The 21,640-nt window shown below is 49.8% G+C and carries 15 protein-coding genes and 5 pseudogenes; 9 read left to right on the top strand and 11 right to left on the bottom strand.

What is annotated here, in order from left to right; translation table 11 throughout:
* Positions 1 to 1,524 carry a conjugal transfer protein TraG N-terminal domain-containing protein gene (locus ACLIBF_RS04155; protein ID WP_039187749.1) on the top strand — a complete coding sequence of 508 codons (1,524 nt, stop codon included), beginning with the start codon at positions 1 to 3 and terminating at the stop codon, positions 1,522 to 1,524.
* 24 nt (positions 1,525 to 1,548) lie between these two features.
* Here the strand turns inward: ACLIBF_RS04155 and ACLIBF_RS04150 are convergent, their stop codons facing one another.
* Entirely contained in the window at positions 1,549 to 1,950 is a 402-nt protein-coding gene (locus ACLIBF_RS04150) for a hypothetical protein (protein WP_048797722.1), read from the bottom strand.
* A gap of 196 nt (positions 1,951 to 2,146) precedes the next feature.
* Positions 2,147 to 2,595 (bottom strand): annotated as a pseudogene (locus tag ACLIBF_RS04145) (DDE-type integrase/transposase/recombinase); the annotation flags it as partial.
* Between the two features lie 296 nt (positions 2,596 to 2,891).
* Between ACLIBF_RS04145 and ACLIBF_RS04140 the strand changes: the two are divergent.
* Positions 2,892 to 3,437 carry a 3'-5' exonuclease gene (locus ACLIBF_RS04140; protein WP_039187748.1) on the top strand — a complete coding sequence of 182 codons (546 nt, stop codon included), beginning with the start codon at positions 2,892 to 2,894 and terminating at the stop codon, positions 3,435 to 3,437.
* Between the two features lie 11 nt (positions 3,438 to 3,448).
* Here ACLIBF_RS04140 and ACLIBF_RS04135 read toward each other — a convergent pair whose 3' ends face one another.
* From ACLIBF_RS04135 to ACLIBF_RS04115, 5 genes are all read right to left on the bottom strand, one after another.
* On the bottom strand, positions 3,449 to 3,937 hold the full coding sequence (locus ACLIBF_RS04135) for a Mov34/MPN/PAD-1 family protein (protein WP_077267666.1): 489 nt from the start codon (positions 3,935 to 3,937) through the stop codon (positions 3,449 to 3,451).
* The gene (locus ACLIBF_RS04130; RefSeq protein ID WP_077267667.1) at positions 3,937 to 5,715 is read right to left on the bottom strand and encodes a HesA/MoeB/ThiF family protein; all 1,779 of its coding nucleotides are present in this window, start codon (positions 5,713 to 5,715) and stop codon (positions 3,937 to 3,939) included. The genes ACLIBF_RS04135 and ACLIBF_RS04130 overlap by 1 nt, the downstream gene beginning before the upstream one ends.
* Entirely contained in the window at positions 5,708 to 6,955 is a 1,248-nt protein-coding gene (locus ACLIBF_RS04125) for a nucleotidyltransferase domain-containing protein (protein ID WP_039187746.1), read from the bottom strand. The genes ACLIBF_RS04130 and ACLIBF_RS04125 overlap by 8 nt, the downstream gene beginning before the upstream one ends.
* Complete coding sequence (locus ACLIBF_RS04120; RefSeq protein WP_032636827.1) at positions 6,952 to 8,124, bottom strand: HNH endonuclease; 1,173 nt, start codon at positions 8,122 to 8,124, stop codon at positions 6,952 to 6,954. The genes ACLIBF_RS04125 and ACLIBF_RS04120 overlap by 4 nt, the downstream gene beginning before the upstream one ends.
* A gap of 434 nt (positions 8,125 to 8,558) precedes the next feature.
* Positions 8,559 to 8,867, bottom strand: a complete 309-nt coding sequence (locus tag ACLIBF_RS04115; protein WP_045282308.1) for a CPBP family intramembrane glutamic endopeptidase — start codon at positions 8,865 to 8,867, stop codon at positions 8,559 to 8,561.
* A 1,333-nt stretch (positions 8,868 to 10,200) separates the two neighbouring features.
* Between ACLIBF_RS04115 and ACLIBF_RS04110 the strand changes: the two genes are divergently transcribed.
* Positions 10,201 to 11,100, top strand: a complete 900-nt coding sequence (locus ACLIBF_RS04110) for an integrase domain-containing protein (RefSeq protein WP_039187744.1) — start codon at positions 10,201 to 10,203, stop codon at positions 11,098 to 11,100.
* A gap of 510 nt (positions 11,101 to 11,610) precedes the next feature.
* Here ACLIBF_RS04110 and ACLIBF_RS04105 read toward each other — a convergent pair.
* The gene (locus ACLIBF_RS04105; protein ID WP_050148996.1) at positions 11,611 to 11,817 is read right to left on the bottom strand and encodes a YdgH/BhsA/McbA family protein; all 207 of its coding nucleotides are present in this window, start codon (positions 11,815 to 11,817) and stop codon (positions 11,611 to 11,613) included.
* A gap of 293 nt (positions 11,818 to 12,110) precedes the next feature.
* Between ACLIBF_RS04105 and lacI the strand changes: the two genes are divergently transcribed.
* From lacI to ACLIBF_RS04085, 4 genes and pseudogenes are all read left to right on the top strand, one after another.
* The gene (lacI, locus tag ACLIBF_RS04100) at positions 12,111 to 13,193 is read left to right on the top strand and encodes a DNA-binding transcriptional repressor LacI (RefSeq protein WP_016809493.1); all 1,083 of its coding nucleotides are present in this window, start codon (positions 12,111 to 12,113) and stop codon (positions 13,191 to 13,193) included.
* Between the two features lie 121 nt (positions 13,194 to 13,314).
* On the top strand, positions 13,315 to 16,389 hold the full coding sequence (gene lacZ, locus ACLIBF_RS04095) for a beta-galactosidase (protein WP_088221855.1): 3,075 nt from the start codon (positions 13,315 to 13,317) through the stop codon (positions 16,387 to 16,389).
* Between the two features lie 51 nt (positions 16,390 to 16,440).
* Complete coding sequence (gene lacY, locus ACLIBF_RS04090) at positions 16,441 to 17,694, top strand: lactose permease (RefSeq protein WP_088221856.1); 1,254 nt, start codon at positions 16,441 to 16,443, stop codon at positions 17,692 to 17,694.
* A 65-nt stretch (positions 17,695 to 17,759) separates the two neighbouring features.
* Positions 17,760 to 17,900 (top strand): annotated as a pseudogene (locus ACLIBF_RS04085) (maltose acetyltransferase domain-containing protein); the annotation flags it as partial.
* Positions 17,901 to 17,914: 14 nt separating this feature from the next.
* On the opposite strand, the pseudogene ACLIBF_RS04080 reads toward ACLIBF_RS04085, so the two are convergent.
* The 3 genes and pseudogenes from ACLIBF_RS04080 to ACLIBF_RS04070 all read right to left on the bottom strand — a co-directional run bounded on the left by ACLIBF_RS04080 (position 17,915) and on the right by ACLIBF_RS04070 (position 19,386).
* Positions 17,915 to 18,290: pseudogene (locus ACLIBF_RS04080) on the bottom strand (IS1 family transposase).
* Positions 18,291 to 18,334: 44 nt separating this feature from the next.
* On the bottom strand, positions 18,335 to 18,610 hold the full coding sequence (locus tag ACLIBF_RS04075) for an IS1-like element transposase (protein ID WP_000179213.1): 276 nt from the start codon (positions 18,608 to 18,610) through the stop codon (positions 18,335 to 18,337).
* A 78-nt stretch (positions 18,611 to 18,688) separates the two neighbouring features.
* A protein-coding gene (locus ACLIBF_RS04070; protein ID WP_223862015.1) for an IS1 family transposase occupies positions 18,689 to 19,386 on the bottom strand; the annotation gives its coding sequence in 2 pieces (ribosomal slippage) (positions 18,689 to 19,137 and positions 19,137 to 19,386; 699 coding nt in all).
* Between the two features lie 49 nt (positions 19,387 to 19,435).
* Between ACLIBF_RS04070 and ACLIBF_RS04065 the strand changes: the two are divergent.
* Positions 19,436 to 20,368, top strand: a pseudogene (locus ACLIBF_RS04065) (IS3 family transposase); the annotation flags it as partial.
* A gap of 67 nt (positions 20,369 to 20,435) precedes the next feature.
* Positions 20,436 to 21,416 (top strand): annotated as a pseudogene (locus ACLIBF_RS04060) (IS5 family transposase).
* Positions 21,417 to 21,640 lie beyond the last annotated feature (224 nt).

The raw sequence follows: 21,640 nt of genomic DNA, 5'->3' as shown, positions 1-21,640 counted from the left end.
ATGACAACAAACAGCTATCTTGAGTATTTTCTCACGCTGCTCGGCTGGGTGATCAATAACGGCCTGTGGAATGTCCTGCTGAGCACCGGGCTTTTTGTCCTGCCGCTGGCGTTTAAGGTGGTGGGGATCTGGCTGAAGGTCCGTGAAGAAGGGGAGGATGAAGGCAACAAGGGGATGCTGTCGCTGCCCCGTATCGAGAACGCGCTGTATGCCGGTTTCCTGGTGATGATTGCCTGCTGCGTACCGCTGATTAATGTCAGCCTCAGTACGATGCAGTACGACACAACCCGGGCAAAGAGCTGTGGTGTGTGGACGCCAAAAGCGCCGGATGAAAGCGGCTATGCCGGCGTGGTCACCAGTCTCAACGACCAGACGGCTGCAGCACCGGTATGGTGGGTGCTGATTCATAAACTCTCGAAAGGGGTAACCCAGGCGGCGGTGGCGACCATTCCCTGCCGCCCTGACATGCGGCAGATCCGCTTTGAAGTGCAGCATACGCGTATCGACAACAAAGCGCTGGCGCAGGAGCTGCAGGACTTCACCAACGACTGCTATTCGGTTGCGCTGTACCTGTGGAAGCAGCAGGACCAGGGACAGACAAAAGATAAAACCACGCTGCGTGATATCGAATGGATTGGCAGCAGTACATTCCTGAGCCGGTACTATCCGTCGCTGCAGTCGAAACTGCCACGGGCGGCGTTCCCGTGGAGCGACAGCCGGGACAGCGGCCGGCCCAATACCGGAAGAGGCGGTTATCCCACCTGCAGCGAGTGGTGGAGCAGTACGGACACCGGACTGAAAGCACGGGTGAAGGACCAGGCCGACCCCGATATGTGGCTGCGTATCTCGGCCGCAATGAAAATGTCAGGCTTTAACGACAGTGACTACCAGGAAGCCGTCATCCGTCGTCTGGTCAGCCCGGAAAGCCTGACGGTCTCACAGAATGGTCACGTGTATGCCGGCTATGGCGGCAACGCCGATTTCACCCTGGATAATGCAGCAGCACGCGTGGCGGCCATTGGCGGGACATCTCTCGGCAGTCTGGCCGCGTTCCCTGCGTTCGATGCTATGCGGCAGGCGCTGCCAATGGTGCAGGCCATCCTGCTGATGGCAATATATGTCATGCTGCCGCTGATCCTGGCATTTGCGGCCTACGAATTCAAAACCGTTATTACGCTGACCTTTGTGATGTTTGCTCTTAACTTCCTGACATTCTGGTGGGAACTGGCGCGCTGGCTCGACAGCTGGTTGTTAACCGCGTTGTACAGTTCGGATACACACAGTCGGTTCAATATGGCGGGACTGCAGAACAGCTCAGATGACCTTATTATGAATCTGGTGATGGGAGCGATGTTTATTGTACTGCCTGCTGTCTGGCTGGGAGCTCTTTCGTGGGCAGGGGCCAGCGTGGGTGTCGCTGTTAGCGCTGCCTTTCAAAAGGGTACTGAAACTGCTCAGAATACAGGCGGGAAACTTGGAGAAGCTGCTGGTAATGCTATCGGCAGTAAAGCAACCAAAGGGTAGTTTTACTGGTACAGTTGATTCGGCCTAATCTTCACTCGGGGATTTGTAAGGAGCGCCATCATATTCATTATTGGTGGCGCTATTCATTACAAATTCATCATGAAAATTATTTTCACCTTTCTTTTCATTAAAACTATTTATTGAAGCATTTTCAGAGCCAGATCCGATATGTGTTATGGCAGCAATTAAAGCCCATAATAAAACTGCGCTGCAGCTTATCAGGAGACCGCCTGCTATAAGCGCAACTAACGAACAAAGGACAGCTAAAAGCAGCGGCATGTGGCCTAACCACTTCGGCAGTTTGTATAGTTTAGCCAGCATGACGCAGCGCTGATCTAAACGTGTAAAAATTTTTTTGGTACCCTTCCATATTGCAGCGAGACGAACACCACGTTCCCAGGCGCGTTTCTCTTGAGACTGATACATATCCCCCTCCGAATTAGGTGAGTTCTCAGGGACTATAGCGGATTTTTTGAGCAATTGCTAATTACTGTTTCAGCACTCTGGGCTACCTAATAAATTCTCTAAAATCATAAGGTTAATATTTTTACCAATGCGTTACGACTACGCCATCATAGAAGGGGATTCTATGCGTAATGTAGTGGTCAACTAAAACTGGCCTCTACTTTGAGTTTTTCCAGTATCGTTTTTCCGATTCGTTTGGTGGTAACGCGCCGTTATATTCGTGTGGCCTGAGTTCGCTGTAATACCCAACAATATAGTAAGTTATCGCATGGGCAGTATCGCTGAAGCTTATATAGCCAGTCGCTGGCACCCACTCATTCTTCGGCTTCTGAAGAAGAGTTCCATTGGGCTATTATCCCAGCAATTTCCACGCCGACTCATACCTTGTCTGATCCGATATCGCCACAGACATTGCCGGAACTGCCTGCTTGTAAAGTGGCAGCCTTGATCGCTGTGGAACATCACCCCGGCAGGCTTGCCGCGAATTTCCCACGCCATTTCCAGCGCTTTGATAGTCAGTCTGCTATCCGGTGAGAACGACATTGCCCATCCCACTGGTTTCCTTGCGAACAGTTCGAGAACTACGGTGAGGTAAGCCCAGCGCTTGAATCACCTTGTTTATATCTGTCCCAGATAATCGCCTTCTGTTCTGGTATGTAGTTAATCCGAGTTCTTCGTTTCATGGCAACGTCCCACTTGATTAAGGTAGCGTTACATCGACCCGTTGAACTCACAGCACGAGGCGGACATGCTAACGGGGCAAGATATCTGGGGGGCACAACATAACCTACCAGACAACGAATTTCATCAACTCGTGGAAACATTGACTGCCATGATTATTCAGTCTTTGATGTAAGATTAGCCCCTACCCAGATTACCAAATTCTTCATCAGAGGATTTCTATGCGCAATTCCGAGATATATGTGTCAGTTGATATTGAAACGTCAGGTCCTGTTCCCGGAATTTACAGCCTCCTATCAATTGGGGCTTGTCTGGTGAGTGATCCTGAGAACGCACTGTACCTTGAACTTCAACCAGAGGGCGAGAAGCATGATGCTGAATCTCTTGTTGTGACTGGGCTTGATATTAACCGACTACAGAGCGAGGGACTTGCTCCAGAACAGGCTATGTTAAAGCTAAAAGACTGGCTTGCTTCTTTAATTTCTCAACATCGGAAACCCATTTTTGTCGGTCTGAATGCCCCATTTGACTGGTCATTCATCAATTACTACTTTCACAAGTATATTGGCAGCAACCCCTTTGGTTTCACAGCCATAGACATTAAAGCCTGCTACATGGGGGCTATGGGGTGCGAGTGGTCAGACACAAAATCATCACATATGTCTGCAGTCCTTGCCCCTCTAACCCAACCCACGCATAATGCGCTTGATGATGCCCGTTTTCAGGCTGAACTTTTTTCTTTATTACTCGCGCGATCAGGCCGTTAGTTGTGATTCTGCTAAAAGGGACAGTCCATTCTGACAGCTTCAAAATACCCCCCCTCTCTAAATAACCAAGCTTTAATTCCTGAAGTATCTGGAGAGGTGCCGACGATAATGGCTACAGGATGCGGAAGTACCTGAGAGTAACGTTTCGCAAAGCGGGAAAAGCTCGAAATATCTGCACTCGATATCTGCGGTATTACCTGAGGATGCGTATGCCAGTATCCTATTAATCGTAACCCAAGAGCATTTGCCTTCTGAATCTCCTTCTTACAGCGTTCAGGGTCTAACTCAAGCCATGTTCGCCCTGCGTTGTCGGCTTTGTGTGGTGCTGTTGCAAGAGACAAAATGATACCGTCTGGATGATTGGGGTCGACAAAAAGCTGACCCCCTCGCTCATGTTCCCCACTTATTTGCCGATTACAGTGAAAAATATCAGCCGCGGAGTGGGATACCAGTAAGACGTCCTCAACACCGGGCCATTTCCAACTCCAGGTAACCTCCATTATTTTCCACCCTCATGTGTAGACTCGGGCCAAGCCCGCTCCAGAACAGTTTGAATGGTTCCTGTCGGTAAGTCAGGGCCGATATACGTCCCGCCCTGCACCTGTGCATCAGCAGGGCGGTTTATGCTTGTTAACCAGAGCGATTCCTTTTTAATACCGTTCAGATACTGAATCGATGCCTGCGTTATCATTGTGGCGATGGTATTCATACCCGCTGCGTTCCCGGGAATAAAACTTTCCCCGCAGGCAGGTAGCGGAACAACCCCTCCTTCCGGCCACTCTGTATATTTGTGACTAAAGTCGCCGTTGTCACTGAATAAGTGCCTGCCATCATAGTCACCTCGAGGTGACGCTAATGCATGTCCCACAAGCGTATGAGGCTCACTCCATCCCTGAATAAATGCCCATGATTGACCTTTTGCTTTTAGTTTCCACAAACTAGCTTCAGACTCCCAGTCAGCTGTTGTGATGATGACTAAATCAGCAGTTTGAAGAAGGTCAGGCTTGTCTTCCAAGGCAAATTGCACATACGTATTAAAAGCTTTGACCTCAGAAGTTGGATGATCCTGCATGAGCCTGGTTTTAAGTGCATCGACTTTGAATTTACCTAAATCATCCATGCCAAGCACATGCCTTCCCATATTGGCGGACTCAAAAGTATCTGGGTCGATAAGAGTCAGATGCTTAAGTCCCGACCTTGCAAGTTGTGATGCAACAGCCCCACCCAGCGATCCTACCCCGATGAACACAACGTGTGCTGCTTCCAGCCCTCTGATGCTGCCGCTTAAATCTCGCGCATAGAAATCTGTACGATCAATGACGTTTAATCTGGAGGAATAAATAATTGCAGGATGTTGCCCGGTTATCGCCAGAGGTTTCCGACGTGCGGAGCGCGATCCGAAGAATGGGCTACGGCGACGAGTATCTACCTTTGCAAAAACATTCAGTGTGTATAAAGGCGCGCCGGCTTTGCCAGGTAACTCTAGAATCAGCCATCGGGAAATAAGTGAGCTACTGGTACTAAACCACGTGGAAAGTTTTGTCGCATCCGCCTCAGATACATGAGGGAGGATCCACGACAACAGCTCTGCCGGTGCTGGAAACACGAGTCCAGGAAAACTTTTGAGTTTTACAAAAAAACCGCCTGCATGTGGAGAGCGTATCGTGACTTGCCTTCCCATAATCCGGCGGGCATGGCTACCAAGAGCTTTTATATCTGATGATAACCAGACTGACTCATAGCCTGAGGGAACGATGTATCGAGAATCACTGAGTGCGAATAGTTCAGAAGCATATTCTGGCCGCCCAATGAGCAATACATTCCGTACAGACCTACCGTGCTGTCTTATCCAGTAAGACGTAATCTCATTCTGAAATTCGAGATTACGTTTATCTGCGTTTGCGCCCTGGATGGATAAAGACAATATTTTCTTCAGCCGATTAATGCTGTCGCGAACTACTGTGTCAGGTGACCCCGTAACTGGCTCTTCTTTAAACCCGTGAAGACATAGACCTGCTTTTGTTGCGTGTGGCCAAACAAGCCAAGGTGAGGGATCCACATACAGATTGAGACCAGCGGATGGGAATCCCTTGGGAAATCCTATGTGCAATGTCCTTTCTATGCCCAGATAATCTGTTGGAAGCGGGAAACGGTATGCTACGGTTTCATCTGAGCGCGCTTTGGTGTGCTGCAGTAGACCTGCGGCATTACCTGTGTTTAGGAGTGCCTCAAGTGTGGCAATTCCCTGTGCAACCGCATCATCTGGAATATTAACCAAGTCGACCTACCGGTTTCGTATCAGCCTGAGATTGATCGCTGCCAGCCACACCTCCAAACAGCGCTCCCATTGAAACAGAGTTTCGGTTCATACCTGAAGGCCGACCCGGCATTGTCCAGTTAGCGGGGATACTAGTATTTACTTCATCTACAAATGAACGCCCGATTCCGAAGCTTTCGTTTACTGCCTTGGCAAATGATTCCACGGATGAATAGCTTTCAAGTCCAAGGCTGAATGCCTTGCAGGCACTTTCATGCCATTCATAGAACGCCCTTTGGTAAGCAGAGCCTTCTCCTGGGCGATTCCATTTTTCTGCAAAGTTTTCGCCGCTATCCTCTGGATTACAGACCATGTATTCCTGTCCATTGCTTCGAATGAAGTTTGGCATAGTTCTGACGATCTCAAGAATGGCTTCAAGTGGCGTAAATGGCCTTTGCCGCGATTGCATTGCTACATTCAGCCAGGCGTGAGCGGCGAGCGTTGTGATGACAGCTGAAATTGGGCGCGATCTTTCATTTTTAGTGCGAATAGCCCATTCATCGCGATGACGTTTCAGAAGCTTGATACTGGCTCTAAGTGGATCCTCAGTCTGATATTCTTCATATTCGGGTAGTGGGGCTATGGTCGCGGAATCTGCAACAGCCCGACTTTTATTGAGAGCAACATAATTTTCAAGCATGATTTGACTCTCCGAAGCATCATGGAGCCAGTCTGCATAGGGGATAGGGCTGCTCGCTTTCCACCCAGTTTCTCTATCTGGTACTTCAAGCATGCCATGGCCGTGAGTTTCATCATTCCAGCTGCGGGGTCGTGCTGGGGTCACGTCAATATGAAAACCTGGGTTCTGATCTGCATAAACAACACGTACCCCTCTTCGCAGAGGCTTTATGTCCTCATGAACGCGACTGCCTTCCTGAAACCGTTTTTCTATCGTTTCAAGCACAGTGTCCGCTGATACTCCTCTGGAATTCGGGAGCCAGACAATTGCATCTGCATCAATTGTGCCCAGGTCTGCCGGCGCATCAGACACGGGGTTGATGGTAGTTTTAAGGCGCATAGATCCCTGCGGAAAAATATGTGCATCCTGCAGAATAGGATCATCGGAAGCTGAGAGGATTGTCTGCAGTTGTGCGTAGCGGCCATTAATTTTTTCATACTGCGGACCGGTCAGAGAAATCGCTCTTGCTGCTCGAAGAAGGAAAAATTCCCAGCTGCTGTGTTTAGTCTGTTCATTATTCATTTCTGTGACTCCTGAGGGTGGCCGATAGTCAGCATTGACCGGAACTGGTTTGAATTACTCTCTCTATCAAAAATTACATAAGGGTGCTGATGCTGCGTCGTCAGCAAAGCACCAAATTCAATTGCAAGCGCTGCAGGGATCGCAGCAAAGACGCTGATAGGTTGCTCCGATTCTGCTTCAAGTTGACTCAAATGCTTTTGAAGTTCATCCCGGAATGTGTTGATAACATTCCGGTTTGAAACCATCGCATATGAGGGCTCTGGAATAGTGAACGACGCGATTCGCACGCCCGGCAGCACTGCTTCAATATCCCGTTCAGGAATAGTCGCCGATATCGAAAGGACTAAGGCCAGTGGCCCATTACCTTGAGGTGCTGGAGAGAATATATAATCAGGAGGAGAAGCGGATTTAGATGGCCAGCGAAGACCATGTGTGCGACTTCTGGAAAATAAATACCGGTTAGAGCGGTCTCCGATGGCTTGTCCGAGCATAATCAATGCAGGGATGTCTGCGAGACCCACGAGGGCTAAAGCAGGCATATCGCCGAAGCTGCCTCCGCGTTTGGCTAATTCCCCTGAAATCTTCTGCTCGATATCGTCCTTAATTAATTGCCAGTACAAGTCATCCCTTCCGCGGGGGCCAGGCTCTCTGAAAGTGATGTTAATTGTGTGACCAAACGCAGTCAGTCCCTCGGAAGACATCGCTGTCAGCAATTCCCCTGCCGGGATATTATTGGTAGATGCAAAATGCTGACTCTGAACAATTAGCGGTATAGCCCGTCCTTCAGCAGGCTGAGAGGCTGCAAGGCGTATACGAGCAAGACAGCTTTCATGCAGGCCACTCAAATCATCTTCAGGATAACCGTCATCATCGCGATCTATTTTTTCGTGACAATTTGGGCACAACAGCATCAGATTTGAGAAGTCATTAGTAAGATTTTGAGCCTGTTCATCACTATGCTCTTCTCGCCCTCTGGGTCCTTTGGGGCTAGCCGGAAGTATATGTGCGACCTCACCCCACTGCATGGATGTGCCCACGCGAAAATCATGCGTCAGGTCTGTTCCACAAAGCTCGCAGTGTCCTGCCATCCTTACCCATACCATCTGTTTTACTTCGGATTTGGTGTTAAATCTTCCACCTTTTTTCTTGGGGGGGGCTTCTGCGTTCAAGTGATTACCTCCAGAGGAAATAAAAAAACAGTTCATCAAAGTCTAAAGTGGTGCTTAATTCATCATCTTCAATGGATGCATAAGTTAAATTAATAAAAAACGCTATAGTGTTGAGTTAAAGCAACTTTTAGATTTAAGAAAGCATAAAATTGATGATTGATGGTATAAAATGTGGTTAATTTGATAAAACTTAAAATAATCAGTTTGACGTGCCCCTGTTCATCAACATATCGCATTAGTAATGCTTTATCAGTGACCTGAGAGCACCCCCATGCAGAAATGTTCATCCGAAGAACAGATCCTCAGTATTTTCCGCGAAACCTGTGTCGAGCCACTTCTGTAGATGACGCCCGCTGTTGGCACGAAGCAGTCAGACAATCGGGAAAAGGTAGTTACCATTATGTGTTAATGATAACTACCATTTTTTGATTCTGCTATTTTAATTCGATGTAGAGACCAAGCGCGATACAAAAAGCATGCAGTAGAATTGGTAAAAGAAGCCCTCTACTTTGATATCTTGCTCCACAGAAAATTAATGAAAGTGCAAACATTTGGATTTTGGTGGGGAATGAATATTGTTTGTGTATAACTGCAAACAAAAAAGAAACAGTCAATCCGCCGATAATATAGCCCGCCTTTTCACCAAAAGCGTTTAAGAAAGAACTCAGGATAATTCCTCTGAAAACCAGTTCCTCCAGAAGTGGGAAAATAATAATAGTGGCTGCAATTTTTACAGCTGCCATTTCGTGTGACAAACCTTTAGTAAAATCTGTAACGAAGGGTTCTTTCGGCGTAAGGTAGTATGAAGCAGCGTAAGCAATAATTATGAGCGCAAGAAAAACAAATGACTGCTTGTTAGGTTTTCCCCAAGTTAATCCTTGGTAAGGTGAGGTGTTATTTAATAAGTGGGTTATGGATAAAAAAACACAAGCATTATTAGAGGCTTAATTATCTGCAAATGTAATATTGAGAAATTAAGCTTGGTCATTAAGAATATATTTAGATCAATAGAGGTTAATAATAAATAAAAGAATAAAAAGTTAGATAATCCGAAAGTAAGAATTAGAAAGCGTTGGTTGAAAATATGCATATCAACCATTTTCATCGGAGAAAACTACATATTAATCACCAAAAAAAACGATGTCTACATCCATTTGACGTCGTATTTCCCTGTTGGTACTATTAAATTGTTGTACTGTCGCACTGGCGACCACCAATGCTCTTGTAGCCTGTGATGAGCGCCTTCGGGTGGCTACAGTCGCACTTAAGCTGCGACCACCAATGTTCCGGCAGTCTGTGAGGAGCGCCTTCGGGTGACTGCACAATAAAACTCTCTAAGCCTAGAAGGGAGTACATGAAAAATGTGGCAAATCTGCTCACCTTTGAAAGCAGATATCGTCTATGAAAGCGCACTATGACGCGGCGATGAAGGTTTACTGTGTAGCAAAGCTGCCAGTTTCAATTCACTTCCGTTCTGTGAACGGCATCAGTTCAACGTCTTCTCATTTGCAGTGATACGCCCTGAGTTTCGTACGACTTTTGCGCCGACGTATAAGGCCATTTGGTACATTTGGCCGCTTACGGAGTTGCATTAGGAGCACGAAGCTGCGTGGCGTCACTTGTGAAGTGGCGAAGACACTACCAAGTGACGCGCGCAGCGCATAACGTCTCAACCCACGTAAGACGTGGTTTTCAACGTTTTACTACCATCTGACCAACATGTAGCCCGTGTCAGTGCGGTTTTAAAATCACTTTCACATCAACGTAAGCACGACGGGAGGCCGTCTGAACGTTCAACTATCAGTAAGGAGGAAATCGACTCGGTATCGATGGCGACACTACGAGCAGTAGTGTTGGAGGCAGCTTGACGTAAGTCAGCTCTGCATAAGCAGCAAACAGATCAGAGATCTGGGGTGCCTCGCAAGAACTCAACAATTCGCCGCCCCGATGCACAGATACCAGTCGAGACGCAGGAAGCGCAACAGCAACCGTGTCGTCGGGGAATGAATTGCTGGTCTACAGATCCGTCTGCTTCTTTACAAGCAGAGGGACGTGTATGCCTTTGGAGAGAGTGAAATGTCCAGATTCAGTAAACAGCTGTGCAAACAACTCGTCACGCTTGCCCGTCAGGGGCGGGGAAGTTATAAAACGGTGGCTGACCGTTCAAGAATCGCAGAACGTTTTTCTGAACGACTGTCTGAACTGAATATTCAGATCAGGGACGTAAAACATATCAAAACTTCCCATATTGAAAAGTATATTGAGAGCAGGAAGGCAGATAGTTTATCTCTCAGGACGTTACAGAATGAGATGTCTGCTATCCGTTCTGTTTTATTATCAGCAGGAAGAAATAAACTGGCCGATCCCAGTCACATTAACCTGAGTAATCAGGCGCTCGGGATTTCTGGTGCTAACCGGGATGGAACTAAACTTCCCATTACAGACGAAAAACTTAATGCTGTGGTCAGTTTTGCCCAAAGAAAAGACGAGGGCGTTGCTCTTGCTGTGCAACTTTCCCGATATCTTGGATTGAGAACAGAAGAAACCGTTCAGTCTGCAAAGTCTTTAAAGACATGGAGGCAGGCACTGATTAATAATCATGAGCGTGTCCGTGTTGTTTTCGGGACTAAAGGCGGACGTCCAAGGGAAACGACAGTTTTTAATCGCGAAAAAGTTTTATCAATTCTTGACAAGGCAATTAGTTATGTCAGTGAACATAACGGAAAACTGATTGATAAACCCTCTCTGCATACCGCTATTGATCGCTACCGTAATATTGTAAGAGAGGCCGGAATGAATGGTAAAAATGCGCCGCACAGTTTACGTTACGCTTACTCCCGCGATGCTGTAAATCACCATATTAAAAATGGAATGAGTCGCGATGAATCCGAGGCATTAGTTTCAATGGACCTGGGCCATGGAGATGGTCGGGGGCGTTATATTAAACAAGTTTATTTTCGTAAGGAAACAGAATAGATTGTATCGCTACTGAATTTTCAGGATGTACAGCCACAGCTCATGCAGGGCTGTGGCTTCTTTAAATTATCAATCAGTAAATTTACATGTTCGAATAGCTTTAATGCTTGATGCGCCAGCAAGTCTTACTGTTTCATTTATTGACTTTCCGTTTCTGAAAGGATTGATTGTCTCTTTTTTACTTGTTGGATTTATTTTTAATCTGATAATTGTTTTGACATGCAAAAAAATGTCGTTTCTTTATTCCGGGTGTGTGAGTCATTCGCATTTTTCTTGACAAGATATCCGCAAGTACTGCTGCCAGTGGGGAGTCTGGAGTTGCTGTACATGATGATGGGTGAGTTTTACCCGACATGTACGGGTAACTCGCAGTTCCCCACCCATGATAGTTTATAAAGTTATTAATGAATCAAAAATAAAAACCTTCAGCATGTAATATTGATATTAATATCTTTGACCGCGTCAATATCCATACCTGTAAAATCAGGGGGCAGTATTACCCCGAACTATTTATTTCGGCAGGATTTCTGCTGTGATATGTACTTTATTTCCCATGCGGGCTTCGGTAATTTTATAATACCTGTCACCCTGCTTGTCAGCCTGCTGGCGAATTTTTTCTTCCGTCTGCTCCAGTGTATCGCCTGTTGCCGTCACGGTTTGAGCACAGACTGAAAAAGGCAGGATTATAGAGAGGAATAACGTCATGATATTTTTCATTGATAATCCCTTGATTAATAATTAAATGGATGACTTAAGCCAGGCTGCGATATTCTGGGTAATGCTGTCAACCTGTTGATGACTATTTTAATCTGTAGTCATTCAATCCTTGTAACATCAGGATGATCCTGGTGTCAGTGAAAATACGAAATCAACACGTTGGTATCATTACCCACCTGTGAACTGACGTCGGCATTTTGAATCTCACTTCGGCGTGCCCCCTCCGAATGGCGCAAAACATTTCGTGGTATGGCATGATAGCACCCGAAGAGAGTCAATTCAGGGTGGTAAATGTGAAACCAGTAACGCTATACGATGTCGCAGAGTATGCCGGTGTCTCTTATCAGACCGTTTCCCGCGTGATGAACCAGGCCAGCCACGTCTCTGCGAAAACGCGGGAAAAGGTGGAAGCGGCGATGGCGCAGCTGAACTACATTCCCAACCGCGTGGCACAACAACTGGCGGGCAAACAGTCGTTGCTGATTGGCGTTGCTACCTCCAGTCTGGCCCTGCACGCGCCGTCGCAAATTGTCGCGGCGATTAAATCTCGCGCCGATCAACTGGGTGCCAGCGTGGTGGTGTCGATGGTAGAACGAAGCAGCGTCGAAGCCTGTAAAGCGGCGGTACATAACCTTCTCGCGCAACGCGTCAGTGGTCTGATCATTAACTATCCGCTGGATGACGAGGATGCCATTGCTGTGGAAGCTGCCTGCGCTAATGTTCCGGCCCTATTTCTTGATGTCTCTGACCAGACTCCCATCAACAGTATTATTTTTTCCCATGAAGACGGTACGCGACTGGGCGTGGAGCATCTGATCGCATTGGGTCACCAGCAAATCGCGTTGTTAGCCGGTCCATTAAGTTCTGTCTCGGCGCGTCTGCGTCTGGCGGACTGGCATAAATATCTCACACGCAATCAAATTCATCCGATAGCGGAACGGGAAGGCGACTGGAGTGCCATGTCCGGTTTTCAACAAACTATGCAAATGCTGAATGAGGGCATCGTTCCCACTGCGATGCTGGTTGCCAACGATCAGATGGCGCTGGGCGCAATGCGCGCTATTACCGAGTCCGGGCTGCGCGTTGGTGCGGATATCTCGGTAGTGGGATACGACGATACCGAAGACAGCTCGTGTTATATCCCGCCGTTAACCACCATCAAACAGGATTTTCGCCTGCTGGGGAAAACTAGCGTGGACCGCTTGCTGAAACTCTCTCAGGGCCAGGCGGTGAAGAGCAATCAGCTGTTGCCCGTCTCACTGGTGAAAAGAAAAACCACCCTACCGCCCAATACGCAAACCACCTCTCCCCGCACGTTGGCAGATTCCTTAATGCAGCTGGCACGACAAGTTTCCCGACTTGAAAGCGGGCAGTGAGCGCAACGCAATTAATGTGAGTCAGCTCACTCATTAGGCACCCCAGGCTTTACACTCTATGTGTCCGGCTCGTATGTTATGCGAAAATGTGAGCGGATAACAATTCACACAGGATACAACTATGACAATGATTACGGATTCACTGGCCGTCGTATTACAACGTCGTGACTGGGAAAACCCTGGCGTTACCCAACTTAATCGCCTTGCGGCACATCCCCCTTTCGCCAGCTGGCGTAATAGCGAAGAGGCTCGCACCGATCGCCCTTCCCAAGAGTCGCGCAGCCTGAATGGTGAATGGCGCTTTGCCTGGTTTCCGGCACCAGAAGCGGTACCAGAAAGCTGGCTGGAGCGCGATCTTCCTGACGCCGATACTGTCATCGTCCCCTCAAACTGGCAGATGCACGGTTACGATGCGCCTATCTACACCAACGTGACCTATCCCATTGCGGTCAATCCACCGTATGTTCCCACGGAGAATCCGACGGGTTGTTACTCGCTCACATTTAATATTGATGAAAGCTGGCTACAGGAAGGCCAGACGCGAATTATTTTTGATGGTGTTAACTCGGCGTTTCATTTGTGGTGCAACGGGCGCTGGGTCGGTTACGGACAGGACAGTCGTTTGCCGTCTGAATTTGACCTGAGCGCATTTTTACACGCCGGAGAAAACCGCCTCGCGGTGATGGTGCTGCGCTGGAGTAACGGCAATTATCTGGAAGATCAGGATATGTGGCGGATGAGCGGCATTTTCCGTGACGTCTCGTTGCTGCACAAACCGACCACACAAATCAGCGATTTCCATGTTGTTACTCACTTTAATGATGATTTCAGCCGCGCTGTACTGGAGGCAAAAGTTCAGATGTACGGCGTGCTGCGCGATGAGCTGAGGGTGACGGTTTCTTTGTGGCAGGGTGAAACACAGGTCGCCAGCGGCACCGCGCCTTTCGGCGGTGAAATTATCGATGAGCGTGGCGGTTATGCCAATCGCGTCACGCTACGTCTGAACGTCGAAAACCCGGCGCTGTGGAGCGCCGAAATCCCGAATCTCTACCGTGCGGTGATTGAACTGCACACCGCCGACGGCATGCTGATTGAAGCAGAAGCCTGCGATGTCGGTTTCCGCGAGGTGCGGATTGAAAATGGCCTGCTGCTGCTGAACGGCAAGCCGTTGTTGATTCGCGGTGTTAACCGTCACGAGCATCATCCTCTGCATGGTCAGGTCATGGATGAGCAGACGATGGTGCAGGATATCCTGCTGATGAAGCAGAACAACTTTAACGCCGTGCGCTGTTCGCATTATCCGAATCATCCGCTGTGGTACACGTTGTGCGACCGCTACGGCCTGTACGTGGTGGATGAAGCCAATATTGAAACCCACGGCATGGTGCCAATGAATCGTCTGACCGATGATCCGCTCTGGCTACCCGCGATGAGCGAACGCGTAACGCGAATGGTGCAGCGCGATCGTAATCACCCGAGTGTGATCATCTGGTCGCTGGGGAATGAATCAGGCCACGGTGCTAATCACGATGCGCTCTATCGCTGGATTAAATCTGTCGATCCTTCCCGCCCGGTACAGTATGAAGGCGGCGGAGCCGACACCTCCGCAACCGATATTATTTGCCCGATGTACGCGCGTGTGGATGAAGACCAGCCCTTCCCGGCTGTGCCGAAATGGTCCATCAAAAAATGGCTTTCGCTGCCTGGAGAACTGCGTCCGCTGATCCTTTGCGAATATGCCCACGCAATGGGTAACAGTCTTGGTGGCTTCGCTAAATACTGGCAGGCGTTTCGTCAATACCCCCGTTTACAGGGCGGCTTCGTCTGGGACTGGGTCGATCAATCGCTGATTAAATATGATGAAAACGGCAACCCGTGGTCGGCTTACGGCGGTGATTTTGGCGATACGCCGAACGATCGCCAGTTCTGCATGAACGGTCTGGTCTTTGCAGACCGCACGCCGCATCCAGCGCTGACAGAAGCAAAACACCAGCAGCAGTTTTTCCAGTTCCGTTTATCCGGGCAAACCATCGAAGTGACCAGCGAATACCTGTTCCGTCATAGCGATAACGAGCTCCTGCGCTGGATGGTGGCGCTGGATGGCAAGCTGCTGACAAGCGGTGAAGTGCCTCTGGATGTCGCTCCACAAGGAAAACAGTTGATTGAACTGCCTGAACTACCGCAGCCGGAGAGCACCGGGCAACTCTGGCTAACGGTTCACGTAGTGCAACCGAACGCGACCACATGGTCAGCAGCCGGGCACATCAGCGCCTGGCAGCAATGGCGTCTGGCGGAAAACCTCAGCGTGACACAACCCTCCGCGCCCCACGCCATCCCGCAACTGACCACCAGCGAAACGGATTTTTGCATCGAACTTGGTAATAAGCGTTGGCAATTTAACCGGTTGTCAGGTCTTCTTTCACAAATGTGGATCGGCGATGAAAAACAACTGCTGACGCCGCTGCGCGATCAATTCACCCGTGCACCGCTGGATAATGACATTGGCGTAAGTGAAACGACCCGCATTGACCCTAACGCCTGGGTCGAACGCTGGAAGGCGGCGGGCCATTACCAGGCCGAAGCAGCGTTGTTGCAGTGCACGGCAGATACACTTGCCGACGCGGTGCTGATTACGACCGCCCACGCGTGGCAGCATCAGGGGAAAACCTTATTTATCAGCCGGAAAACTTACCGGATTGATGGTAGTGGTCAAATGGCGATTACCGTTGATGCTGAAGTGGCAAGCGATACGCCGCATCCGGCGCGGATTGGCCTGACCTGCCAGCTGGCGCAGGTCGCAGAGCGAGTAAACTGGCTCGGATTAGGACCGCAAGAAAATTATCCCGACCGTCTTACTGCGGCCTGTTTTGACCGCTGGGACTTGCCATTGTCAGACATGTATACTCCGTACGTTTTCCCGAGCGAAAACGGTCTGCGCTGCGGGACGCGCGAATTGAGTTATGGCCCACACCAGTGGCGCGGCGACTTCCAGTTCAACATCAGCCACTACAGCCAACAACAACTGATGGAAACCAGTCATCGCCATCTGCTGCACGCGGAAGAAGGCACATGGCTGAATATCGACGGTTTCCATATGGGAATTGGTGGCGACGACTCCTGGAGCCCGTCAGTGTCGGTGGAATTCCAGCTGAGCGCCGGTCGCTACCATTACCAGTTGGTCTGGTGTCAAAAATAATAATAACCAGGCAGACCATGTCTGCCCGTATTTTGCGTAAGGAAATCCATTATGTACTATTTAAAAAACACAAACTTTTGGATGTTCGGTTTATTCTTTTTCTTTTACTTTTTTATCATGGGAGCCTACTTCCCGTTTTTCCCGATTTGGCTACATGACATCAACCATATCAGCAAAAGTGATACGGGTATTATTTTTGCCGCTATTTCTCTGTTCTCGATATTATTCCAACCGCTGTTTGGTCTGATTTCTGACAAACTCGGACTGCGAAAATACCTGCTGTGGATTATTACCGGCATGTTAGTGATGTTTGCGCCGTTCTTTATTTTTATCTTCGGGCCACTGTTACAATACAACATTTTAGTAGGAGCGATTGTTGGTGGTATTTATCTTGGCTTTTGTTTTAACGCCGGTGCGCCAGCAGTAGAGGCATTTATCGAGAAAGTCAGCCGTCGTAGTAATTTCGAATTTGGTCGCGCGCGGATGTTTGGCTGTGTTGGCTGGGCGATGTGTGCCTCGATTGTCGGCATCATGTTTACCATCAATAATCAGTTTGTTTTCTGGCTGGGTTCTGGCTGTGCATTCATCCTCGCCGTTTTGCTCTTTTTCGCCAAAACAGATGCGCCCTCTTCCGCCACGGTTGCCAATGCGGTAGGTGCCAACCATTCAGCATTTAGCCTTAAGCTGGCGCTGGAACTGTTCAGACAGCCAAAACTGTGGTTTTTGTCACTGTATGTTATTGGCGTCTCCTGCACCTACGATGTTTTTGACCAACAGTTTGCTAATTTCTTTACTTCTTTTTTTGCCAACGGTGAACAGGGTACGCGGGTATTTGGCTACGTAACGACAATGGGCGAATTACTTAACGCCTCGATTATGTTCTTTGCGCCGCTGATCATTAATCGCATCGGTGGGAAAAACGCCCTGCTGCTGGCAGGCACTATTATGTCAGTACGTATTATTGGCTCATCGTTCGCTACCTCAGCACTGGAAGTGGTTATTCTGAAAACGCTGCATATGTTTGAAGTACCGTTCCTGCTGGTGGGCTGCTTTAAATATATTACCAGCCAGTTTGAAGTGCGTTTTTCAGCGACGATTTATCTGGTCTGTTTCTGCTTCTTTAAGCAACTGGCGATGATTTTTATGTCTATTCTGGCGGGCAATATGTATGAAAGCATCGGTTTCCAGGGCGCTTACCTGGTGCTGGGTCTGGTGGCGCTGGGCTTCACCTTAATTTCCGTGTTCACGCTTAGCGGCCCCGGCCCACTTTCCCTGCTGCGTCGCCAGGTGAATGAAGTCGCTTAAGAAATTAATGTCGGATACGGCGCGAGCGCCTTATCCGACCAACTTATCAGGACGGAATGTTAAAAATGAACATGTCGATGACAGAAAAAATAAAAGCAGGCAAGCTATTTACCGATATGTGCGAAGGCTTACCTGAAAAAAGACTTCGTGGGAAAACATTAATGTATGAGTTCAATCACTCGCATCCATCAGAAGTTGAAAAAAGGGTAATGACTCCAACTTATTGATAGTGTTTTATGTTCAGATAATGCCCGATGACTTTGTCATGCAGCTCCACCGATTTTGAGAGCGACAGCGACTTCCGTCCCAGCCGTGCCAGGTGCTGCCTCAGATTCAGGTTATGCCGCTCAATTCGCTGCGTATATCGCTTGCTGATTACGTGCAGCTTTCCCTTCAGGCGGGATTCATACAGCGGCCAGCCATCCGTCATCCATATCACCACGTCAAAGGGTGACAGCAGGCTCATAAGACGCCCCAGCGTCGCCATAGTGCGTTCACCGAATACGTGCGCAAACCGTCTTCCGGAGCCTGTCATACGCGTAAAACAGCCAGCGCTGGCGCGATTTAGCCCCGACATAGCCCCACTGTTCGTCCATTTCCGCGCAGACGATGACGTCACTGCCCGGCTGTATGCGCGAGGTTACCGACTGCGGCCTGAGTTTTTTAAGTGACGTAAAATCGTGTTGAGGCCAACGCCCATAATGCGGGCGGTTGCCCGGCATCCAACACCATTCATGGCCATATCAATGATTTTCTGGTGCGTACCGGGTTGAGAAGCGGTGTAAGTGAACTGCAGTTGCCATGTTTTACGGCAGTGAGAGCAGAGATAGCGCTGATGTCCGGCAGTGCTTTTGCCGTTACGCACCACCCCGTCAGTAGCTGAACAGGAGGGACAGCTGATAGAAACAGAAGCCACTGGAGCACCTCAAAAACACCATCATACACTAAATCAGTAAGTTGGCAGCATCACCGTGCATCGGGTAATGACTCCAACTTACTGATAGTGTTTTATGTTCAGATAATGCCCGATGACCTTGCCATGCAGCTCCACCGATTTTGAGAACGACAGTGACTTCCGTCCCAGCCTTGCCAGATGTTGTCTCAGATTCAGGTTATGTCGCTCAATGCGCTGAGTGTAACGCTTGCTGATAACGTGCAGCTTTCCCTTCAGGCGGGATTCATACAGCGGCCAGCCATCCGTCATCCATACCACGACCTCAAAGGCCGACAGCAGGCTCAGAAGACGCTCCAGTGTGGCCAGAGTGCGTTCACCGAAGACGTGCGCCACAACCGTCCTCCGTATCCTGTCATACGCGTAAAACAGCCAGCGCTGACGTGATTTAGCACCGACGTAGCCCCACTGTTCGTCCATTTCAGCGCAGACAATCACATCACTGCCCGGTTGTATGCGCGAGGTTACCGACTGCGGCCTGAGTTTTTTAAGTGACGTAAAACCGTGTTGAGGCCAACGCCCATAATGCGTGCACTGGCGCGACATCCGACGCCATTCATGGCCATATCAATGATTTTCTGGTGCGTACCGGGCTGAGAGGCGGTGTAAGTGAACTGTAGTTGCCATGTTTTACGGCAATGAGAGCAGAGATAGCGCTGATGTCCGGCAGTGCTTTTGCCGTTACGCACCACGCCTTCAGTAGCGGAGCAGGAAGGACATCTGATGGAAATGGAAGCCACGCAAGCACCTTAAAATCACCATCATACACTAAATCAGTAAGTTGGCAGCATTACCAAACTCCGGGCGCAACTAAAATGCACCGAAGAAGAACGGTATATCCTGAAAAAGGGCGCGCGGTACTTTGCAAGGGAGCCCGACTGAAGTACCGCTTTATCAATGAGCACCGAACTGTATGGGGTGTGATGACGATGTGTCGGGTACTGAATGTCGCCCGGGCCGGGTTCTATGCGTGGCTGCATGACCCTGCCTCGGCGCGTGATAAAGATAGCCAGCGTCTGCTGACGCTTATCCGTGACTCCTATTCACTGAGCGGAGGCGTATACGGTTACCGCCGGGTTCATGGCGACCTGAACGAAATCGGGGAAATCTGCGGTAAAAACCGGGTGGGTCGTATTATGCAATTGAACCGGATTAAAGCCGTGCGCGGCTATAAAGCTCCGCGTCGTATCGCTGGCCGACCTTTAGTGGTTGCGCCTAATCGTGTGCAGCGGCAGTTTACCGTTGTCCGGGCCAATCACCGATATTACTTATATCCGCACCTGGCAGGGCTGGCTGTGTCTGGCGGTGGTTATCGATCTCTTCGCCCGTAATGTGGTCGGCTGGTCGATGAACCCCACTCTCTCACGCGAACTGGCGCTCGACGCGCTGATGATGGCGGTCTGGCGCCGAAACCCAGACGGCGAGGTCATCGTACATCGCGATCAAGGTAGTCAGTACGGCAGTAACGACTGGCAGAGCTGCTGCCGGGCCAATAACCTTGCACCGAGCATGAGCCGGCGTGGCAACTGCCATGATAATGCGGTGGCCGAATCGTTCTTCAGTTCACTGAAAAAAGAACGCATCAGGAAGAGAATATACAAAACTCGGGATCTGGCCCGGCCGGATATCTTCAATTACATTGAAGTGTTCTACAACCGGGCCCGTCGCCACAGTCACCTCGGCGGCGCCAGTCCGGAGGCCTTCGAACAGGCCTCATCGTGAGGACAGAATTTGTCTACGGGCGTGGGGGCAGTCCAAAATACGCTGATCCCGCCACCCGAGTTCTTCCATGAAGCAGATGACCTTCGCCGACGCCGAGTATGCCGGCAAGGGCAAGCAGACCCGCAAGGAACTGTTCCTGATCGAGATGGATCAGGTGGTGCCGTGAAAAGGGCTGATTGCCCTGATCGAACCGCATTATCCGAAAGGCGAAGGTGGTCGCCCGGCGTATCCCTTGATGGCGATGCTGCGTATCCATCTGATGCAGAACTGGTTCGGCTACAGCGATCCGGCCATGGAAGAAGCGCTGTACGAGACGACCATCCTACGTCAGTTCGCCGGGCTGAGCCTGGAGCGTATTCCTGACGAAACTACCATCCTCAACTTCCGTCGTCTGCTGGAGAAACATGAGCTGGCAGCCGGCATCCTCTGTGTGATCAATGGCTACCTGGGGGATCGCGGTCTGTCGCTGCGCCAGGGCACTATCGCCGATGCCACGCTGATCCACGCGCCCAGTTCAACCAAGAACCAGGACGGCAAGCGCGACCCGGAAATGCACCAGACCAAGAAGGGGAACCAGTATTACTTTGGCATGAAGGCGCACATCGGCGTTGATGATGAATCGGGGCTGGTACACAGCGTGGTGGGCACGGCAGCCACCGTGGCGGATGTCACCCAGGTCGACAAACTGCTGCACGGCGACGAGAACGTCGTCTGCGCCGATGACGGCTACACAGGCGTCGAAAAGCGCTCCGAGCATGCCGACCGAGAAGTGATCTGGCAGGTCGCAGCACGCCGCAGCACCTACAAGATGCTCGATAAACGCAGCGCCCTGTACAAAGCCAAGCGCAAGATCGAGAAGGCCAAGGCGCAAGTGCGAGCGAAGGTAGAGCCCCCGTTTCGCGTGATCAAGCGGCAGTTCGGCTACACCAAGGTACGTTTCCGAGGGCTGGTGAGGAACACTGCACAACTGGTGACGCTGTTTGCCCTGTCGAACCTATGGATGGCCCGCCGACATTTGCTGGCAAGCGCAGGAGAGGTGCGCCTGTAATGCGGAAAATGGCCGTCGCAAGGTGCTCGCGACGGCTGAAAGCACCGAAATGAGCGGGTGATCCGATCGTTTTTGATCGGTTCACCGCTTTCAAAATCAGCAGTGGCTGAAGTCAGCCGGAAATACAGGGCTACTTCAGACCATCCCTAGCTAGGGCTCGTAGTTCGGCGCAAGGCTGAAGTCGCTTGGCTGCTTCGCTGTGCAGATCCATGACCCACTTTCCA

The sequence above is a fragment of the Pantoea sp. PGP6 genome (assembly GCF_053474785.1).
This window is presented reverse-complemented; position numbering and strand designations above follow the sequence as displayed.

Bases quoted from the DNA above. Each gene is read 5' to 3' on its own strand.
- ACLIBF_RS04155 (WP_039187749.1), top strand. From the start codon at position 1: ATGACAACAAACAGCTATCTTGAGTATTTTCTCACGCTGCTCGGCTGG.
- ACLIBF_RS04150 (WP_048797722.1), bottom strand. From the start codon at position 1,950: ATGTATCAGTCTCAAGAGAAACGCGCCTGGGAACGTGGTGTTCGTCTC.
- ACLIBF_RS04140 (WP_039187748.1), top strand. From the start codon at position 2,892: ATGCGCAATTCCGAGATATATGTGTCAGTTGATATTGAAACGTCAGGT.
- ACLIBF_RS04135 (WP_077267666.1), bottom strand. From the start codon at position 3,937: ATGGAGGTTACCTGGAGTTGGAAATGGCCCGGTGTTGAGGACGTCTTA.
- ACLIBF_RS04125 (WP_039187746.1), bottom strand. From the start codon at position 6,955: ATGAATAATGAACAGACTAAACACAGCAGCTGGGAATTTTTCCTTCTT.
- ACLIBF_RS04115 (WP_045282308.1), bottom strand. From the start codon at position 8,867: ATGGCAGCTGTAAAAATTGCAGCCACTATTATTATTTTCCCACTTCTG.
- ACLIBF_RS04110 (WP_039187744.1), top strand. From the start codon at position 10,201: ATGTCCAGATTCAGTAAACAGCTGTGCAAACAACTCGTCACGCTTGCC.
- ACLIBF_RS04105 (WP_050148996.1), bottom strand. From the start codon at position 11,817: ATGAAAAATATCATGACGTTATTCCTCTCTATAATCCTGCCTTTTTCA.
- lacZ (WP_088221855.1), top strand. From the start codon at position 13,315: ATGACAATGATTACGGATTCACTGGCCGTCGTATTACAACGTCGTGAC.
- lacY (WP_088221856.1), top strand. From the start codon at position 16,441: ATGTACTATTTAAAAAACACAAACTTTTGGATGTTCGGTTTATTCTTT.